Raw genomic sequence first — 19633 nt, forward strand, 5'->3', positions numbered from 1 at the left:
TGAAAACGTAGAGAAGATGATGAAATACGGTTTCATGGGTATTCCAGTACCAAAGGAGTATGGCGGACAGGGATGTGATGTTCTTACATACATCATGTGCGTAGAGGAGCTTTCAAAGGTTTGCGGTACAACAGGTGTTATCGTTTCAGCACATACATCACTTTGCTGCGATCCTATTCTTACATATGGTACAGAAGAGCAGAAGCAGAAGTACTTAGTTCCACTTGCAAGTGGTAAGAAGCTTGGTGCATTCGCTCTTACAGAGCCAGGTGCTGGTACAGACGCTCAGGGCGCTCAGTGTAAGGCTGTAGAAGATGGAGATTCTTGGGTACTTAACGGTTCTAAGTGCTTTATCACAAACGGTAAGGAAGCTGACATCTACATCGTTATCGCAGTTACAGATATCGTTGAAGATGCTAAGGGACGTAAGTCTAAGAAGTTCTCTGCATTCATCGTAGAGAAGGATACTCCTGGATTTACATTCGGAACAAAGGAGAAGAAGATGGGTATCCGTGCTTCTTCTACATACGAGCTTATCTTCCAGGATTGCCGTATTCCAAAGGAGAACCTCCTTGGACAGAGAGGAAAGGGCTTTGGTATCGCTATGCACACACTTGATGGTGGTCGTATTGGTATCGCTGCTCAGGCTCTTGGTATTGGCGAAGGCTCAATCGATGCAACAATCGATTTCGTAAAGGAAAGAAAGCAGTTTGGTCGTCCAATCGCTGCATTCCAGAACACATCATTCCAGCTTGCTGATATGAAGGCTAGAATGGATGCTGCTAAGTACTTAGTTTACAAGGCTGCTTGCACAAAGGATCAGTATGCTGTTGATCACAAGACAAGCTACTCTGTAGAGGCTGCTGAGGCTAAGCTTTTCGCTGCTGAGGCTGCTATGGCAGTTACAACAAAGGCTGTTCAGCTTCACGGTGGTTACGGTTATACAAGAGAGTATGACGTAGAGCGTATGATGCGTGATGCAAAGATTACAGAGATTTATGAGGGAACATCTGAGGTTCAGAGAATGGTTATCTCTGGCTCAATGCTCAAGTAAGATTAGGATCATATAAAGGAGATTAAATACATGAATATCGTAGTATGTATTAAACAGGTTCCTGATACAAAGGGCGGCGTAAAGTTTAACCCAGATGGAACTCTTGATAGAGCAAGCATGCTTGCTATTATGAACCCTGATGACAAGGCAGGTCTTGAGGCTGCTCTTCGTCTTAAGGATGAAACAGGCGCAAAGGTTACAGTTGTAACAATGGGTCTTCCAAAGGCAGATGATATGCTTCGTGAAGCTCTCGCTATGGGTGCTGATGAGGCAGTTCTTATTACAGATAGACGTCTTGGTGGTGCTGATACTTGGGCAACATCTTCAACAATCGCTGCTGGTCTTAAGAAGCTTGATTATGACCTTATCATCACAGGTCGTCAGGCTATCGATGGTGATACAGCACAGGTTGGTCCACAGATCGCTGAGCACCTTGGTCTTCCAGTTATCTCATACGCTGAGAAGATTCAGGTTGAAGGAAACAATGTTATCGTACAGCGTCAGTACGAGGATAGATATCACGAGATTAAGGCTCAGATGCCTTGTCTTATCACAGCTCTTGCAGAGCTTAACGAGCCACGTTATATGACACCAGGCGGAATTTTCGATGCATTCGATAAGGAAGTAACAGTTTGGGGTAGAGATGATCTTACAGATCTTGATGATGCTAACATCGGTCTTGCTGGTTCTCCAACAAAGATTGCTAAGGCATCTGATAAGGTTCGTAAGGGAGCAGGCGAGAAGGTTGCTCTTGACCCTAAGGAGTCAGTTGATTATATCGTTGGCAAGCTTAAAGAAAAGCATGTAATTTAATAAGAGGAGGCAAACATAATGTCATTAGAAGAATACAAGGGCGTAGCTATATTCGCTCAGCAGGTTGATAATAAACTTAGCTCAATTGCCTTCGAACTTATCGGTAAGGCACATGAGCTTGCAGCAGATTTAGGAACAGAGGTAACAGCAGTAGTACTTGGTTCAGGTATCGCAAACCTTGCAGATGAGCTTGGTGAGTACGGTGCAGACAAGGTAGTTGTTATCGATAACAAGGAGCTTGAGACATATCGTACAGAGCCATATGCACAGGCACTTGCTGCATACATTAATGAATACAAGCCAGAGATTATGCTCGTTGGTGCAACAGCTATCGGTCGTGATCTTGGTCCTACAGTTTCAGCTAGAGTAGCAACAGGTCTTACAGCTGACTGTACATCACTTGAGATTGGTGATTTCCCACTTGTAGCTAGAGAAGGTCAGGAGCAGAAGCATAATCAGCTTCTTATGACTCGTCCAGCATTCGGTGGTAACACAATCGCTACAATCGCATGCCCAGACAACCGTCCACAGATGGCTACAGTTCGTCCAGGTGTTATGCAAAAGCTTGAGAAGGTTGCTGGCCGCAAGGCAGAAGTTATCAACTTCAACCCAGAAATCAAGCCTAACAACAGATTCGTTGAGATTCTTAACGTTGTAAAGAACGTTGCTACAACAGTAGATATCATGGATGCAAAGATTCTTGTATCTGGTGGTCGTGGAGTTGGTTCTCCAGAGAACTTCAAGCTTCTTGATGACCTTGCAGAGGTACTTGGTGGTACAGTATCTTGCTCACGTGCAGTTGTAGATGCTGGCTGGAAGCCAAAGGATCTTCAGGTAGGTCAGACAGGTAAGACTGTTCGTCCTAACGTATATTTCGCAATCGGTATCTCTGGTGCTATCCAGCATACAGCAGGTATGGAAGAGTCTGATATCATCATCGCTATCAACAAGGATGAGACAGCTCCTATCTTTGATGTAGCTGATTACGGTATCGTTGGAGATCTTAACAAGATTCTTCCAGCTCTTACAGAAGCTCTTAAGGCAGAGCTTGCTGCAAAATAATATTTTGTGATTATTTAATTATAATTACGAGATTCCTTTTAAGGACTACATTTAATCTATTAAGATTAGATTTTTCCTATAATTTCTTTCTTTAATTTTATTAAAGGCGAGTCTTCGGACTCGCCTTTAAGTGTCTAAAGTGGTAAAATCAACGTATGAATAAAGCAAAAATAGATATGACTCATGGCCCACTTCTGGGCAAACTTATAATTTTTACAATTCCTATCATCTTATCAGGTGTGTTGCAGCTTCTATTTAATGCAGCTGATGTAATTGTTGTGGGGAGATTTGCTGGAGAAGCCTCCCTTGCTGCAGTAGGTTCAACTGGTTCCCTCATAAATCTTATGACCAATTTATTTATCGGTATGTCGGTAGGTGCTAATGTGTGTGCAGCACAGTTTTATGGTGGTGGACAGTATAAAGATGTTAAAAAGACATTGCATACAAGTACAGCATTCTCAATTATTTGCGGTGTTGTTTTGATATTTATAGGACTTTTTTTAGCAAGACCAATACTAGAGATAATGGGTTCACCAGAGGATGTTATCGGACTTGCAGCACTTTACGTAAGAATATATTTCATAGCTATGCCAGCAGTAATGCTGTATAACTTTCTTGCAGCTATTCTTAGGGCAGCTGGTGATACCACACATCCACTTATTTTCTTAACAGTGGCTGGTGTAGTGAATGTAATTCTCAATTTGATACTTGTTGTTTTCTTTAATATGGGAGTTGCAGGTGTGGCTATTGCTACAGTTACTTCTAACTATATTTCATGTGGAATGCTTGTGGCATTTTTTACTAAGCAGGAAGATGCACTAAAGCTGGAATTCTCTAAAATCAGGATAGAAAAGAAGATATTAAATCGTATTATAAGAATTGGATTACCTGCAGGAATACAGGGAACTGTGTTCTCACTTTCTAATGTTGTAATCCAATCTGCTATCAATTCCTTTGGAACAGCTGTAATTGCAGGTTCATCAGCTGCAGCCAGTATAGAAGGCTTTGTATATGTATCTATGAACTCCGTATCCCAGACTTGTGTTACCTTCGTAGGTCAAAACTATGGTGCTGCAGATGAGAAGAGGGTGAAGCGTGTAATATTTGAATGCCTTGGAATTGTAACTGTAGTTGGTTTGATACTTGGAAATCTTGCTTACTATTTTGCAACACCACTACTTGGAATATATACTGATAGTTCTGCAGCTATAGCAGCAGGAACACTTAGATTGTTCTGGGTTTGCTGTCCATATTTTTTGTGCGGTATTATGGACACACTTACTGGTGGATTGCGTGGCCTTGGCCGCTCCACAGTACCAATGATTGTATCTTTAATCGGCGCTTGTGCAACTAGATTAGTGTGGATTGCAACTTATTTCCAGCTTCATAAGACGGAAGACGTCTTGTTCTTCTCATACCCTGGCAGTTGGCTGTTAACCCTATCTGTACACAGCATTTGCCTTATCATCGTCTACCACGCCTGGGTAAGGCGCAAATCTTCGGAAGTACGTATATAATCCTCGTAGCGACGATCTTTTCGCCCGCGTATATGATAAAACAAGAATAATATTAAATTTATAGATGAGGCTGTTTCAAGTAATCAAAGTTAATATAACAATCACAAATCTTACATGAGGCTGTAGTTAACAAATATAAATGTTACTCAAGGAGCAATCCCGCGACGGAGTAATATTTATATTTGTTAACGTAACAGCCGGACTAGGAAACCACAAAATTGTTAACGTAACAGCCGGACTATATGCATGAGAACAACTAGGAGGGGATTTTTTTATGTATTGGAAAGAAATGCTAGGCGCCATTGCTAAGCCTGATAAGAATGCTAAGAGGTATGAACTTAGCACAGACTATAAATATGAGGGGCTGCAGGAATATCCAAGACCTCAATTGGAGCGCAAATCTTATATTAATCTTAATGGCAAGTGGGACTACCGCATCATAAGTGGTAAGGGTCAGGTTGTGTCATCAGGCCTTATAGAAGTTCCATTTTCTCCAGAGACTGCACTGTCTGGCACAGATAGACACACTCTCCTTCCCGAAGAAATGCTTGAGTACACCAAGCGTTTTACAATTGAAAAGGTAAAAAAGACTAAACATCTGCTACTGCATTTTGGAGCAGTGGATCAGGTAGCATTTGTTTCATTAAATGGAATAAATCTAGGGGTTCATGAAGGCGGCTACACATCCTTTACATTTGATATTACTGATTACATAGTAGAGGGTGAAAATGAGTTAAAGGTAAAGGTGAGAGATTATACTGATAGAATTGGTTATGCCAGGGGTAAGCAGAGTATCGAACCAAGTGGTATGTGGTACAGCGCCCAAAGTGGAATCTGGCAGACAGTATGGATGGAATGGGTTCCAAAGGTGTATGTTTCTAATATCACTATGATTCCTGATATAGATAACAATAAATTAAATGTAGAATTAAGAGTATCTGAACTAAAGGGGCAGGTGACTATCACTACATCTAATCCTGATTTAATAAAAGGCTATAACGTGGATTCTATTAAGGATGATAAGATATTTGTGACAGTCAAGCTTAATAAATACAAGTTCTGGAGCCCAGAGGAGCCAACTCTATATTTCTTAAATATTGAATATGGTAAGGATAGTTTTTCTACTTATTTTGCCATGAGGCATTTTGGAGTGGGAGAGGATGAAAATGGAATACCTCGCTTGACCCTTAATCACAAGCTATATTTTATGAATGGTGTACTGGATCAGGGCTATTATCCTGAAAGTCTTATGACTCCGCCTTCAGATGCAGCTATGATAAATGATATAGAAACCATTAAAAGCCTTGGCTTTAATATGATTAGAAAGCACTGTAAGATTGAGCCAATGCGTTGGTATTTTCATTGTGACAGAATCGGCATGATTGTATGGCAGGATATTGTAAATGGTGGAACCAAGTATGATATGAACATGATTTGTAATATTCCTACCGTGGTGAGACCTTTTGGAAATACCAGGGATAAGAATAAGCTATTCCTTAGATTTACAGGAAGAAATACTGATAAATCCAAGGAGGTATGGTTTAAAGAATGTGCAGAGACTATTAATCAGCTAAAGAGTGTGCCTTGTATTGGCCAGTGGTGTTTGTTTAATGAAGGCTGGGGACAGTTTGATGCCAGGTCATGCTTGGAATATGCCAAAAAGTATGATGATTCAAGACCAATTGATGCAGCTAGCGGCTGGTTCCATGAAGGCTGTGGAGATGTATTTTCTGAACATGTATACTTTGAGGATTTGAAGGTTAAATTGTCTAATAAACCTTATGTTGTATCTGAATATGGAGGTTTTTCTTTAAAAGTGGGTAACCATGTGAAAAGAGATACTGTGTATGGTTACAAAAAATATGACCACCCAAAGGACCTGCAAGATGCATATGAATGCATTATGGATAAAATAAAGTCCCTCAAAGACGAGGGACTAAGTGCTGCTGTATATACTCAAGCTACAGATATTGAAGACGAGCTAAATGGTCTTATGACTTATGACAGGAAGGTGCAAAAACTGTATTAAACCAGCTTTGTGGGAAGGCCATTCCAAGGATAATTCCCATTACGATAGCACCAGCTGTTTTTAATGTGGATAAACCATAGCTTGCAAAGGTCTCCATGTTATTAGTAATTAAATAATAGGAAGTATAATAAATTCCGGCACCGGGTACTAAAGGGAAGATTCCTGAAATCAAGTAAACGGTGACGGGATTTTTGCGTTTAGCGGCAAGAGCTCTGGAAAATGTAGTAAGCAGAAAAGAACCTACTATATTGCCAAGGGTAGGTGCTGACAAAGCAGCTGAGATTATTATGTAAAAAATCCATCCAATGGCACCTGAAAGTCCGCAGTGGATTAACTCTGATTTTGGTGCACTGAAAACAATGGCAAAACAAAGTGTTGCTATCATGGCAACTATAAACTGTGCAATATAATCTAAAATCATTATATAATTATTCCTCCAATTTTTACGATTGAAATAACAATACCTATTCCGACAGCAATGCAAAATGATGTAAGTAATGCATCGATGACTCGAATAGAGCCAGACAGGTAATCACCATTAATAAAATCTCTTATACTGTTTGTAAGTGGTATACCAGGTACTAATGGCATAATGCTTCCTATAATAATTTTGTCAAAATGAACTGGTAGGCCACTGATGTAAAACAGTACAGCCACAATAGCTATTACCATGCTAGCAAGCACATTTGTTATAGTTTTTGAGTGCGTAGTTCGTGATTCAAAATCCAAAAATAATTTAAGAATAGCACCAACAACCACGGCGCATAGTGCGTCTAAGACAGTGCCTCCAAACATATAAGAGAAGCCTCCGCAGCCAATGGCTGTTGCTATAACCAATACAGGTAAACTATAGGATGAAATTTTTTTACATTCTTCCAGTTCTTTCCATGCAGCATCAAGTTCTATTTCTTTTGCACATACCCTTCTACACAAAGAATTAAGAGCAGCTATTCTTCCTAAGTGCATTGGGTACATAGGAACATGTCTGATCATAGAACTTGCATGTTCAGTTACCTCATCTGCACTGGCAAAGATTCCATTGCTTAATACGTACACATCACAATCAGTAATTTCGTATGCATTCAGTATTGCAAGAACACTGTCTTCCACTCTATATACTTCAGCTCCATTTCGAAGCAAGATGTCTCCTAATTCAACTGCGAAGGATAATACTTTTTTAGTATCGTTCATGTTAATCCCCTTGTTAAAAAATATTACCATTAGATTATCTACGATTAGGGAAAGTTTTTCAACGACATTATTAAGTTATTTACATATGTGGATAACTTTTGGGGAAAACTATGTTCGTTGAAAGATGTGTCAGTTAATTCATAATCTTGCAAAATCAAGGTTTATCAACGGATAACAATGAAACTATTGTGGATAAATGTATATAATTATAGAATAAATGAAGTTATCCTCAACAATAAAATAGATAATTGTGGAAACTGTGGAAAACTATGAATTTATGTTGAAACTATCATCAACTTGACTAACTAACTACATATTCCATTTAATGTATTCATAAATAAACCCATATATATTCAGTAGATATGATATAATATGACCACAAAGGCATAGACGCGAACGCGTCTAACTTTGTGGTCTAGTAAGCGAAGCTTACATAGCATATGACCACAAAGGCATAACTGCAAGTATCTAACATTGCGGTCTAGAAATAGTTTGTAAATAGGAGGTCTAAAATGGCAGATAACGAAACATGCGCTTCAGCAAGCTCATGTAGCAGAGGTTCTTGTGAGGGCTGTCCTTCTAAAGAGGCAGCTGCAAAGGGCGTTAGAAATACCGCTTTTTTAGAAGAGCCAAATAAAAACTCGCATATTAAGCACGTAATAGGTGTAGTATCTGGAAAGGGTGGCGTTGGTAAGTCACTTGTAACATCTTCATTGGCAGGTGTTATGGCAAGAGCTGGATATTCTGTAGGTATATTGGATGCAGATATTACAGGACCATCTATTCCAAAGATGTTTGGTGTACATGGCCCTGCAACAGGTAACGAGGATGGAACATTCCCTGAGGTAGCAGAGGATTGCACAAAGATTATGTCAATTAACCTGATGCTTGATGATGAGGAAGCACCAGTTGTATGGCGTGGTCCTGTTATTGCAGGTGTTGTTAAGCAGTTCTGGACAGATGTACAGTGGGGTGATGTGGATTATTTATTTGTAGATATGCCACCAGGAACAGGTGATGTACCACTTACTTGCTTCCAGTCGCTTCCAGTTGATGGTATCGTAATAGTAACAAGCCCTCAGGAGCTTGTTCAGATGATTGTGAAAAAAGCATACAACATGGCAGACATGATGCACATTCCAGTTATCGGACTTGTGGAAAACTATTCATACATCGCTTGTCCTGATTGTGGAAAGAAAATCCAAATCTTTGGCGAAAGTCATGTAGATGAGGTAGCAGCTTCACTTAACATTCCCGTACTTGGCAAGATGCCAATGGATAGAAGCTTCGCCACAGCAGCCGACGCAGGCCGCATCTATGATGTTGACAACACATATCTCGTTAACGCGAAAGCTGAACTTGAAAAGTTATAATAATTATTTAATCATAAATTAACAATATAACATTAAATGAGGATGGTTTAGTTTATAGTTTAAATAGGCTGTCTTTAACAAGCTATTATGTTTCTAAAGCGAAGCATCCTTAGCTGAGCGTAGAAATATAATAGCTTGTGAAAGTAACAGCCGAGCCACAACCTATATCAACCATCCGGATTAGGAGATTAATATGGCACAGAATCCAGTAGTTACAATTGAAATGGAAAATGGCGATATCATGAAGGCTGAGCTTTATCCTGAGATTGCCCCAAACACAGTAAACAATTTTATTAGCTTGATTAACCATAACTTTTATGATGGTGTAATCTTCCACCGTGTTATCAATGGCTTTATGCTTCAGGGTGGAGATCCAGATGGTACAGGAATGGGTGGCCCAGGATATTCTATCAAGGGTGAATTCTCAAGCAACGGCTTCAAGAATGATTTAAAGCATGAGCCAGGTGTTCTTTCAATGGCTCGTACAATGATTCCTGATTCAGCAGGAAGCCAGTTCTTCATTATGCACAAGACAAGTCCACATCTTGATGGTGATTATGCAGCATTTGGTAAGGTTATCGAAGGTATGGATGTTGTTAACAAGATTGCTGAGACTGCAACTGATTGGTCAGACAGACCTGTGGAAGAGCAGAAGATGAAGAAGGTTACAGTAGAGACTTTTGGCGTAACATACCCAGAGCCAGAGACTATATAGCTTAGAATCAAACTTGATTTGGTTATATATATGTGTTATCATAACGGCACGCTTTGCGTGTCGTTATTTTTTTAAGCCATTAAAATATGAATAGTAATACATTAATATCATGCTTTAGTCTTTGGGTCATCGTAGAGTTGATCTCTTTATTGAACACATTTTTCGGTGGAAGAATCCTTAAAAAAAGATATGAAATGAAACGTATATATTCTACCCAGTTATTATTTCTTTTAAAGAAAAAAGGAAATGAGTGTAGATTATTAGAAAAATTATATGTAGGATTAACAAATAAAAGCCTCAGAAAAATTCTTTTAAAGGCCATAAGGAAAGGCTCGCTTAAAAATCAATTTGCCTATATAGATAAAAAAATAGGATGTGACATTATAACCTTAATACATAATCACATTTTACATCCAATTAAGTCCTATGAAGGTCTTGTTAAAGAAGTATATGATAAGCTTAACATAATGGAATTATCAGTTAACCAGATTAAAAAGACATTAATTAGAAACAAGTTAAGGCTATTACTTGAAAAGACAATAATAATGTTTATAAATCTGGCGTTATATCATCAACTTCAAAATGAATACAGCCTAATTATATTTATTGTTGTTAACACAATAGGCGTTATTTGGTTCATTGTTCTGGATTATGAGAGCATATCTGTAGTTTTACAATTTCAAGAAAGAAATCTTGCAGATGCAGTTAGGGTAAAAAATAAGACCCAAGCACCTGCCTATGCTGTAAAAAGAATCTTTACAACAGTTGCAGGGTTAGGTCTAATAATTAATATATCTATGATTGCTGTTGGTTATCTTGGGCTGGTAATTTAATGCGAAGCTTTGTTATACGTTTCTTTTCTACAGCCAGTACTCTGATGATGGCACCGTTTTCGGATACGTAGGTTTCACCGGCATTTGGGAAATGGTCAAATGCGCCTACTATGTATCCCCCAATGGTGTCATAATCCTCACTGGTAAAGCCGAGAGGGATGATATCGCACAGGTCTTCTAAGTTCATAGAGCCTAGAACCTGATATTCTCGTTCGCTCAGCTTTATAATTGGATCTTCTTCATCCTCATCATATTCATCACGAATTTCACCAACGATTTCCTCTAACAAATCTTCCATGGTAATCATTCCAGCTAAGTCGCCGTATTCATCTAAAACAATGGAAACAGTAGCGGCCTCCTCACGCATTTCATCAAAAAGGTCCGATACGTTTTTCATTTCAAAAGTAAAATATACATCTCTTATATAATCATGAATGTTAAAATTCTCCGATGGCGAAATCCCAAGAAAATCCTTCATATTAACAATACCTATGATATTTTCTGAGTCAGGTTCGCACACAGGGATTCTGGTGTACATATCCTCTTTAAATACATTGATTAAATCCTGGTAGCTTATGTCAGACTCTACCATTGTCATATCGATTCTTGGAATCATAACTTCCTTTGCACAGGCATCTGAAAAATCAAACACCTTGTGAATCATGGTGCGCTCGTCACCTTCAATGGCACCATTCTCATGGCTTACATCTACCATGGTACGAATTTCTTCCTCTGTAATAGTTTCGTCCTTGAAATCAGGGTCTATACCAAAAAGCTTGATTATTAGTCCAGACAAGAAATTTACTATAGCTATAACAGGTGTAAGCAGCCACATTAATGAACCGATAAATGGCGCAAACAAAAGGCTTAGGTTAGTGGAATTAAGAGTTGCCAGTGACTTTGGCGTAATCTCACCGAAAATAAGGATTAACAATGTAAGAATACCCGTGGCAATACCAGCACCAACACTGCCGAAAATGTCAATTGCAAGTGTGGTGGCAAGTGATGAAGCAGAAAGGTTAACAATATTGTTTCCGATTAAGATTGCAGAAAGCATTTTCTTAGGTCGTTCAATGACACCAAGTACTCTAAGTGCTTTTTTGTTACCATCGTCTGCCATAGTCTTAAGTTTGATTTTGTTAACAGTAGTAAGTGCTGTTTCTGCAGAAGAAAAGAATGCAGATAACGCTAATAGTATAACAAGAATAATAAATCTAACTAACAGGTGTGTGTCCAATTAATGCTTCTCCTTTTTAGTAAGTGTTTTTATAGTATCTACTTTATAATAACACAACATTATCTCTACACAAAGAACTCTATCTTTGTTAAAATAGTTCCTATGAGAAAAAGAATTATTATATTTTTATTAACATTAACTTTATCCGTTAGCGCAGTGGGCTGCGGTAAATATAATCAATCAGAAATAGAACTTAGGGATAAGGGCGTTGCTGCACTTGATTCGGGTGATTATGATAATGCAATAGATTTATTTAATCAGGCTCTTGGTAAGTCCATAGGTAAGGTAACTGACCTAGAGATTGATATTAACTATTACAAGGCGGCAGCTCAGTTTAAGGCAGGCTATTTCAAGGAGGCTGCTAAGACTTATTCCTATCTTATTAGATATGATAAAGATAATTACGAGGCATATTTCCTAAGGGGCAGTATTTATGCCGATGAAGGAGAAATCGGCGAGGCCATATCTGATTATGATTCTGCGGTAGCCATAGATGAGAAGAACTACCTATTGTATATACAGATTTATGATAATCTTAATGCCCTGGGCTATACAGACCAAGGCCTTGTTTATCTTAATGATGCACTTAAGGTATCTGATAAGTCTGCTAATGGCAAGTATTACAAAGGCAGAATATATTACCTGCTTGGACAGACAGAAGAGGCCACCTCTAATCTTCAAGCAGCAGTGGATAAGGATATAATAGAAGCGAAGCTTTATCTTGCTAAGATTTATCAGGATGCAGGAGATTTTGAAAAGGCTCAGGCTCTTTTAGAGGAATACGCCGAAAGTGATGAGGTGACTAGTGATGCACTTGCTACTCTTGGTGATATAGAAATGGCCAGTGGCAATTACGAGAGCGCATTAGGCTACTATCAGGCAGGGTTGACTCTAGATTCAATAGACAATATGCCATCCCTTATGAAGGGACAGGTTGCAGCTTTGGAAAAGTTGGATAGATACGCTGAAGCCAAAGACATCTTGACACAATATGTTGAGAATTATCCAGATGACGAAGCAGCGGCTAAGGAGTTAATTTTCTTACAAACACGATAATTATCTAAATTTAGACACACTATATATAGTGTGTCTATTTTGTGTTTAAATACCAAATATTGTGTGTGTTGAAACATAAATCCACCTAGAAAATTATCAAATTAAAAACGTTATTTTAGGTAATTATGACGAAAAACACAATATCTAGTTTTTACCATTGAACGCCTCACTATATTTTGATAACATATAGGTGAGTCGAAAGTACCTTAGATGAACCAAATGTCGCGACAGCCAAAAGGTGAAGGGGAGTCCTTTTTGACACACTTAAGGATACTAGAGAAAGGAAATTGGTGAGTAGAATTGTTTGATGTTGTAAAAAGAGATGGAGAAATCGCAGAGTTTAATTTAGGAAAAATTAACGATGCAATCGCAAAGGCTTTTGAAGCTACTGGCAAGGCTTACAATGATGATATTATCGGCTTATTATCACTTAGAGTCTCAGCAGACTTTCAGTCTAAAATTAAAGAAGGAAAAATCTCAGTTGAGGATATCCAGGATTCAGTTGAGAACGTCTTAGAGCAAACTGGCTATACAGATGTGGCAAAGGCTTACATATTATATAGAAAACAGCGCGAAAAGATGCGCAACATGAAGTCTACAGTTCTTGATTACAAGAATGTTGTAGACAGCTATGTTAAGGTTGAGGATTGGAGAGTTAAGGAGAATTCCACAGTTACATATTCAGTAGGTGGTCTTATTCTTTCTAACTCTGGTGCAATCACAGCTAATTATTGGCTTTCAGAGATTTATGATGAGGAGATAGCACAGGCACACCGCAATGCTGATATTCACATTCATGATCTTTCAATGCTTACAGGATACTGCGCAGGTTGGTCACTTAAGCAGCTTATCCAAGAGGGCTTAGGTGGAATCACAGGTAAGATTACATCAGCTCCTGCAAAGCATTTATCAGTACTTTGTAATCAGATGGTTAATTTCCTTGGTATCATGCAGAACGAATGGGCTGGAGCTCAGGCATTCTCATCATTTGATACTTATCTTGCACCATTTGTTAAGACTGATAATCTTTCATATCAAGAAGTTAAAAAGTGCCTTGAGGCATTTATATATGGTGTTAATACACCTTCACGTTGGGGTACACAGGCTCCATTTTCTAATATCACATTAGATTGGACAGTACCAAACGACCTTGCAGAGCTTCCTGCTATCGTAGGTGGCAAGGAAATGGACTTTAAGTACAAGGACTGCAAGAAGGAAATGGATATGGTTAACAAGGCATTCCTTGAGATTATGATTGAGGGTGATGCTAATGGACGTGGATTCCAGTATCCAATTCCTACATATTCAATCACACGTGATTTTGATTGGTCTGACACAGAAAACAACAGACTGTTATTCGAAATGACAGCTAAATACGGAACACCATATTTCAGCAACTATATCAATTCTGATATGGAGCCAAGTGATGTTCGTTCTATGTGCTGTCGTCTTCGTCTTGACTTAAGAGAGCTTCGCAAGAAGTCAGGTGGTTTCTTTGGTTCAGGCGAGAGCACCGGTTCAGTAGGTGTTGTAACTATCAATCTTCCTCGTATTGCATACCAGGCTAAGGATGAGGCAGATTTCTATGCAAGACTTGACAAGCTTATGGATATCAGCGCACGTTCACTTAAGATTAAGCGTGGGGTTATCACAAAGCTTTTAGATGAGGGATTATACCCATACACTAAGAGATATTTAGGTACATTTGACAACCACTTCTCTACAATCGGTCTTATCGGTATGAACGAAGTAGGCCTTAACGCTAACTGGCTTCGTGCAGATATGACAGATAAGAGGGTTCAGCAGTTTGCAAAGGATGTGCTTAATCACATGCGTGAGCGTCTTTCTGATTATCAGGAGATGTACGGTGACCTCTACAACCTTGAGGCTACACCAGCAGAATCAACAACATACCGTTTTGCAAAGCATGATAGAGAGCAGTTCCCAGATATTATTACAGCTGGTAAGGAAGGTGATACACCATTCTATACAAACAGCTCACACATGCCAGTAGAATACACATCTGATATCTTTGATGCCCTTGAGGTTCAGGATGAGCTTCAGACACTTTACACATCAGGTACTGTATTCCACGCATTCATTGGTGAGAAGCTTCCTACTTGGGAGTCAGCTGCAAATCTTGTTCGCAAGATTGCTGAGAATTACAGATTACCTTACTATACATTGTCACCTACATACTCAGTATGTAAGGAGCATGGCTATATTGCAGGTGAGCATTTCACATGTCCTCACTGCGGCAAGCCAGCAGAGGTATACAGCCGAATCACAGGCTACTACCGTCCTGTTCAGAACTGGAATGAAGGCAAGACTCAGGAGTTCAAGAACCGTAAGCTTTATGATATTGCAGGCAGCATTTGCCGTCGTGCCGGTGAAAAGCAGGCCGCTTCAGCTGAGCAGCCTGAGATTAATCTTCAGGTAGTTTCAGAGGAGCCTACTACAGGTGTTAAGTACCTCTTCACTACAAAGACATGTCCTAACTGCGCTAGAGCTAAGGAAATATTAGAGGATGAGGATTACATCCTTGTTGATGCTGAAGAGCAGGTAGATATGACAAAGAAGTACGGTGTCATGCAGGCCCCTACACTTGTTGTAGTAAACGGTGATGATGTTAAGCGTTATGCTAATGCTAGCAACATTCAAAGATATGTTGATGAAAATTAATTTAAATTTTAAGAAGGGCGCTTTGGAATATTCCAAAGCGTCTTTTTTCATTTATTTATAGGAGATAAAAAATGACACTATAATAAAAAACAATGCCTTATTAATTAGCATGTAAAATCCCATAATCAAATTAAAGTCGACAGTTCATGTCAAAAATTGGGAGGTGTAATTACATGAAAAAAAGGGAGCTAACAAGAAGGCTCTGTGCCACAGGTTTGGCCGCGGCACTGGCATTTTCAAGCACAGGATTAATGGCCCTTGCTGACGAAAAGGAAGAGCAGGTGGTAGCGCTTGAGGATGAGACTGAATTAGAAGAAGGGGGAAGTGAAAAAGATGAAAAATCAGCTGATGCTGTAAATCTTGAGGAAAAGGATACAGAGCTTTATGTTGGAAGTGACTGGGCAGGAGCAAATGTATCTGCAAAGACAGAAAATACAAAGGTCACATTTGATGTGAAAAATTTTGGTTGGGCCAACAGTGAATGGGGAATCCAGTATATTATTAAGGACTTGGGACTAAATAACAATACTACCTACACTGTTGAGTTTGATATTACATCATCTGTAGACAAGGATATCTTCCTTAAGCTTGATGATGCAGGTGGCTTTATAGCTGAAAAGGTAGCCCTTGAGGCAGGAAAGACTAAGCATTACATGAAAACTGTTAGCTGTGGCGAGTTTAGTGCAAAGCCATATCTTTTCTTTGCATTGGGACAAATGTCTGGTGAAGAGGTAAGCAGAAGCGGAGAAGTAATACTAGAAAATCTGGTAATCACTAAAGGTGAAAAGGAGCCAGAGGATATCAGTGATGATGATAAGAAAAAGGGGAAAGAGTACGATTTCACAAAGGATAATTCTGAGTTTGATGCGGCAGATCCTGGTAAATCTAAAGCTGGGTATGAATTAATTTGGTCAGATGAGTTTGATGGAAATTATGGCGATGCTAGTGTTGATAAGAATACAGGTCTTAACCTGGATAACTGGGCATATCAGCTAGGTGATGGTTCCACTGATTGTGGTAACTATGGCTGGGGTAATAATGAGCTTCAGTGCTATACTAACAGACCTGAGAATGTGGGTGTTAACGAAGATTTAAATGATGATGGCAAAGGCGAAGGAGTCCTTAGAATCACAGCAAAGCGTGAGGATGGATATACATACAGGTCTGAAAGTGCTAAGAACTACACATCAGCAAGACTTCGCACTACAAGACCTACAGAGGCACTTTTTGATACAACCTATGGATATGTGGAAGCTAGAATCGCACTTCCAGCTACAGCAGGGGCCTGGCCAGCATTTTGGATGCTGCCACAGAGCACCACTGTATACGGCAACTGGCCTGTATCAGGTGAGATAGATATTATGGAAACCTGCGGTGCGTTCACAGATAAGGGTAATGATGTGGCTTGTGGAACACTTCACTGGGGCACACCTACACATGTGTATAAGGGCAGTGGATATGTGAATCTGGATAGTGACTACACATATTTCCACACATACGCAATCGACTGGCAGCCTGGTGAAATCACCTGGTACTACGATGGCAAGGCAATCAACACACTTTCAAATTGGGAAAGTGCAATCCCTGGAGCATCTGACAGCCTTGCATTTGATGCACCATTTGATATGCCATTTTACATGTTACTTAATCTGGCTGTGGATAGCGGTCAGTTTGGAGGAAGCGTTAATAAGGCAAGATTTGAAGATGATATCAATATGTATGTTGATTATGTAAGAGTATTCCAAAAGGAGGATGGATATCCTGACTCTGTTACAAGAAAAGCATCTGATAATGCAGCAGATAATTGGAAGGATTACGCTGGAATTAATCAAATCGCAGAGCTTACTGCTGATAATCTTGAAACCTGCGAAGGTGGTGGCATGAGCGATTCATCAGCAGATAAGGGCAAATGGTATTTATCGTATCAGCAGGATGCAACTGATGCTAAGCTTAGCAAGGTGACACAGGATGGAACTGACTGGGCAAAGGTGGAGATTACATCCCCTGGTTCACAGGATTACTCAGTACAGCTTATTGGACATTATGATGCTAAGGCAGGTTATGTGTACAAGGTATCCTTCGATGCCTATGCAGATGGTGGCATGGTAGGCAAGTCTGTAAACTGCGATTCCAAGGAGTGGAAGGGTTGGAGCACCTACGGTGTTACCCAGGCCAAGCTAACAAAGGAAAAGACTCACTACTCATACACATTCGCCCAGACTGAGGACTTTGATAACTGTAGAATCGAATTTAACTTGGGCGCTCAGGCTTCAGGAAATGTCTATATTGCAAATCCTAAGGTGGAGATAGTAGACCCTGCAGCCCTTGGTATCAGCGAAAAAGCAAGAACACCTCTTTCTGATGGTAACATGATTTACAATGGTTCATTTGACCAGGGGGACAATCGCACAGGCTATTGGAATGTGGTTGATGGCACAAGCTTAACTGTACCACGTTATATAACCAAGGCTCTTAAATCAGATGATATGATGGTGATTGATGTTGCATCAAAATCTAACTATGAAGCAATTTCAGATGGTAAGAAATATTTTGAAAGAAGAGCTGAGATTTCTACAACTGGAAAGGATGGAGCTACCATCTACCAGCCAGATATGAAACTTTCTGCTGATAAATACACTGTTGAATTTGATATGTATAGCGACAGTGATAGTGCAGTGAAGGTAGGTGCATATACCCTTACAGGTACAGGTAATGTAGTGAAGCTTGGAAAAGAGTTAGGATCTGCAGCAGCTTACTACAAAAAGTCTGATGGTGTGAGACACTACACATTAACCTTTGAGACAAAGGAAGATGCAGACAATGCAGCAGTAGCTTTTACCTTTGCAAAGGGTACAAAAGTACAGCTTGATAATGTGTACATGAATGGAGCTAATCAAAAATCAAATGCTGATGAACATCCACTTAAGGCAGACAGCAGCTACAGGGGCGACAATGGTGGCGGTGTAGAGCTTCCTCTTGAAAATAATGATGGAGCCGTAACAATGTCAGGCATCACAAGCGGTGGCAGCTGGTATTCGCCACAGCTTGCATCTGAGGATTTTGAATTAGTAGCAGGTCAGAAGTATGTTCTTTCATTTGACTACAAGCTTTCTGGCAATCACAACAACACATTCCAGTACATCATCCAGGAAAATGGCGGAAGCTGGCATGTATATGCAGATGGTCCTGAAACTGTAAGCTTTGATAGTACAAAATCTGATGATGGATTTAATCACTACGAGAAGGAATTTGTAGCAGATGCCAGCATATCAGCAGTGCATCTTAACTTCGGATTCGGTAACAGTGGAGCAAATGGCGATGCAGCCTTTACATTCAAAAATGCTAAGATTGATTTAGTAAAGCAGACAGCAGTAGTTGGCGAAGCTGACAATGAGAATGTTGCAGATAATGTATTCTATGACAAGGAAAGCACTACGCCAGCTAAGCCTGTTGATCCAGTTAAGCCAGGCAATTCTGGAAGTGCAAATTCACCTTCAAGCTCAGGTTCCTCAAATAGCTCTAATACAGTAGCAAACAATAGCAAAATTGAGACTATTGCAGAACCAGTGGTACCAGCAGTAGGAAATTCCCCTGCAGTGGCAGATGCTAAAAAGCCAGTTAAAACTGATAGCACAAAGGTTACTTCAAAACAATCAGCTGCAGAAGAGAACGTTGATGTTGACGAAACATCTGAAGCTGATGTAAACGATGCAGATTCTGTAGAATCTGATGACACTGTAGCCATCCCAAATAACGACGAAACCACAATTGCTGACGAGGCCACCCCGGAAGTTATTGATGAAGCAGCTGTAGAGGTGAGAGGCTTTAATCCTATTGCATTTATTGGAATCATAGCTGTTTTTGCAGCAGCAGCCGCAGGCACACTAGCTTTCATAAAGAAAAAATAGTGCACCACTGTCACAAAGCAAACGAAACCAAAGGCTTTGTAGGATATCTTGTGACAGAAAAGAAACAAAAACAGCGTGGTTCTGTCACAAAGCAAACGAAACCAAAGGCTTTGTAGGATATCTTGTGACAGAAAAGAAACAAAAACAGCGTGGTTCTGTCACA

The 19633-nt window shown here is 39.7% G+C and carries 14 protein-coding genes; 11 read left to right on the forward strand and 3 right to left on the reverse strand.

The annotated features are described in order from the left end of the window. From IJ535_RS02040 to IJ535_RS02060, 5 genes are all read left to right on the forward strand, one after another. The coding region (locus tag IJ535_RS02040; RefSeq protein WP_294298152.1) for an acyl-CoA dehydrogenase family protein at positions 1–1054 on the forward strand (1054 nt) is incomplete at its 5' end. 30 nt (positions 1055–1084) lie between these two features. Continuing rightward, on the forward strand, positions 1085–1867 hold the full coding sequence (locus IJ535_RS02045; RefSeq protein WP_294298155.1) for an electron transfer flavoprotein subunit beta/FixA family protein: 783 nt from the start codon (positions 1085–1087) through the stop codon (positions 1865–1867). 18 nt (positions 1868–1885) lie between these two features. Next, a complete protein-coding gene (locus tag IJ535_RS02050) occupies positions 1886–2929 on the forward strand; it encodes an electron transfer flavoprotein subunit alpha/FixB family protein (protein ID WP_294298157.1) in 1044 nt (347 codons plus the stop codon). Between the two features lie 155 nt (positions 2930–3084). Next, on the forward strand, positions 3085–4446 hold the full coding sequence (locus IJ535_RS02055; protein ID WP_294298163.1) for an MATE family efflux transporter: 1362 nt from the start codon (positions 3085–3087) through the stop codon (positions 4444–4446). Between the two features lie 274 nt (positions 4447–4720). After that, positions 4721–6475: a glycoside hydrolase family 2 protein gene (locus tag IJ535_RS02060; protein WP_294298167.1), complete on the forward strand. Its 1755-nt coding sequence runs from the start codon at positions 4721–4723 to the stop codon at positions 6473–6475. Here IJ535_RS02060 and IJ535_RS02065 read toward each other — a convergent pair. Then, complete coding sequence (locus tag IJ535_RS02065; protein ID WP_294298169.1) at positions 6438–6896, reverse strand: threonine/serine exporter family protein; 459 nt, start codon at positions 6894–6896, stop codon at positions 6438–6440. The genes IJ535_RS02060 and IJ535_RS02065 overlap by 38 nt on opposite strands. Next, positions 6896–7666 carry a threonine/serine exporter family protein gene (locus tag IJ535_RS02070; protein ID WP_294298171.1) on the reverse strand — a complete coding sequence of 257 codons (771 nt, stop codon included), beginning with the start codon at positions 7664–7666 and terminating at the stop codon, positions 6896–6898. Before IJ535_RS02070 ends, IJ535_RS02065 begins: the two co-directional genes overlap by 1 nt. Positions 7667–8178: 512 nt before the next feature. Here IJ535_RS02070 and IJ535_RS02075 point away from each other — a divergent pair. The 3 genes from IJ535_RS02075 to IJ535_RS02085 all read left to right on the forward strand — a co-directional run bounded on the left by IJ535_RS02075 (position 8179) and on the right by IJ535_RS02085 (position 10587). Next, complete coding sequence (locus IJ535_RS02075; protein WP_294298173.1) at positions 8179–9039, forward strand: Mrp/NBP35 family ATP-binding protein; 861 nt, start codon at positions 8179–8181, stop codon at positions 9037–9039. A gap of 193 nt (positions 9040–9232) precedes the next feature. Continuing rightward, entirely contained in the window at positions 9233–9754 is a 522-nt protein-coding gene (locus tag IJ535_RS02080) for a peptidylprolyl isomerase (RefSeq protein ID WP_294298176.1), read from the forward strand. Between the two features lie 194 nt (positions 9755–9948). Continuing rightward, the gene (locus IJ535_RS02085; RefSeq protein WP_294298180.1) at positions 9949–10587 is read left to right on the forward strand and encodes a hypothetical protein; all 639 of its coding nucleotides are present in this window, start codon (positions 9949–9951) and stop codon (positions 10585–10587) included. Here the strand turns inward: IJ535_RS02085 and IJ535_RS02090 are convergent. Further along, positions 10550–11824 (reverse strand): HlyC/CorC family transporter, encoded by a 1275-nt coding sequence (locus tag IJ535_RS02090; protein WP_294298182.1) that lies wholly within the window; start codon positions 11822–11824, stop codon positions 10550–10552. The genes IJ535_RS02085 and IJ535_RS02090 overlap by 38 nt on opposite strands. Positions 11825–11926: 102 nt before the next feature. Between IJ535_RS02090 and IJ535_RS02095 the strand changes: the two genes are divergently transcribed. The 3 genes from IJ535_RS02095 (at position 11927) to IJ535_RS02105 (ending at position 19470) form a co-directional block, all read left to right on the forward strand. Continuing rightward, positions 11927–12880 (forward strand): tetratricopeptide repeat protein, encoded by a 954-nt coding sequence (locus IJ535_RS02095; protein WP_294298184.1) that lies wholly within the window; start codon positions 11927–11929, stop codon positions 12878–12880. A 300-nt stretch (positions 12881–13180) separates the two neighbouring features. Further along, positions 13181–15562 (forward strand): ribonucleoside triphosphate reductase, encoded by a 2382-nt coding sequence (locus tag IJ535_RS02100; RefSeq protein WP_294298189.1) that lies wholly within the window; start codon positions 13181–13183, stop codon positions 15560–15562. A gap of 173 nt (positions 15563–15735) precedes the next feature. Next, complete coding sequence (locus tag IJ535_RS02105; RefSeq protein ID WP_294298192.1) at positions 15736–19470, forward strand: glycoside hydrolase family 16 protein; 3735 nt, start codon at positions 15736–15738, stop codon at positions 19468–19470. The last annotated feature ends 163 nt before the right edge of the window (positions 19471–19633 follow it).

Origin of the sequence: Pseudobutyrivibrio sp. (genome assembly GCF_017471675.1) — a bacterium.
Classification (GTDB): Bacteria; Bacillota; Clostridia; order Lachnospirales; family Lachnospiraceae; genus Pseudobutyrivibrio.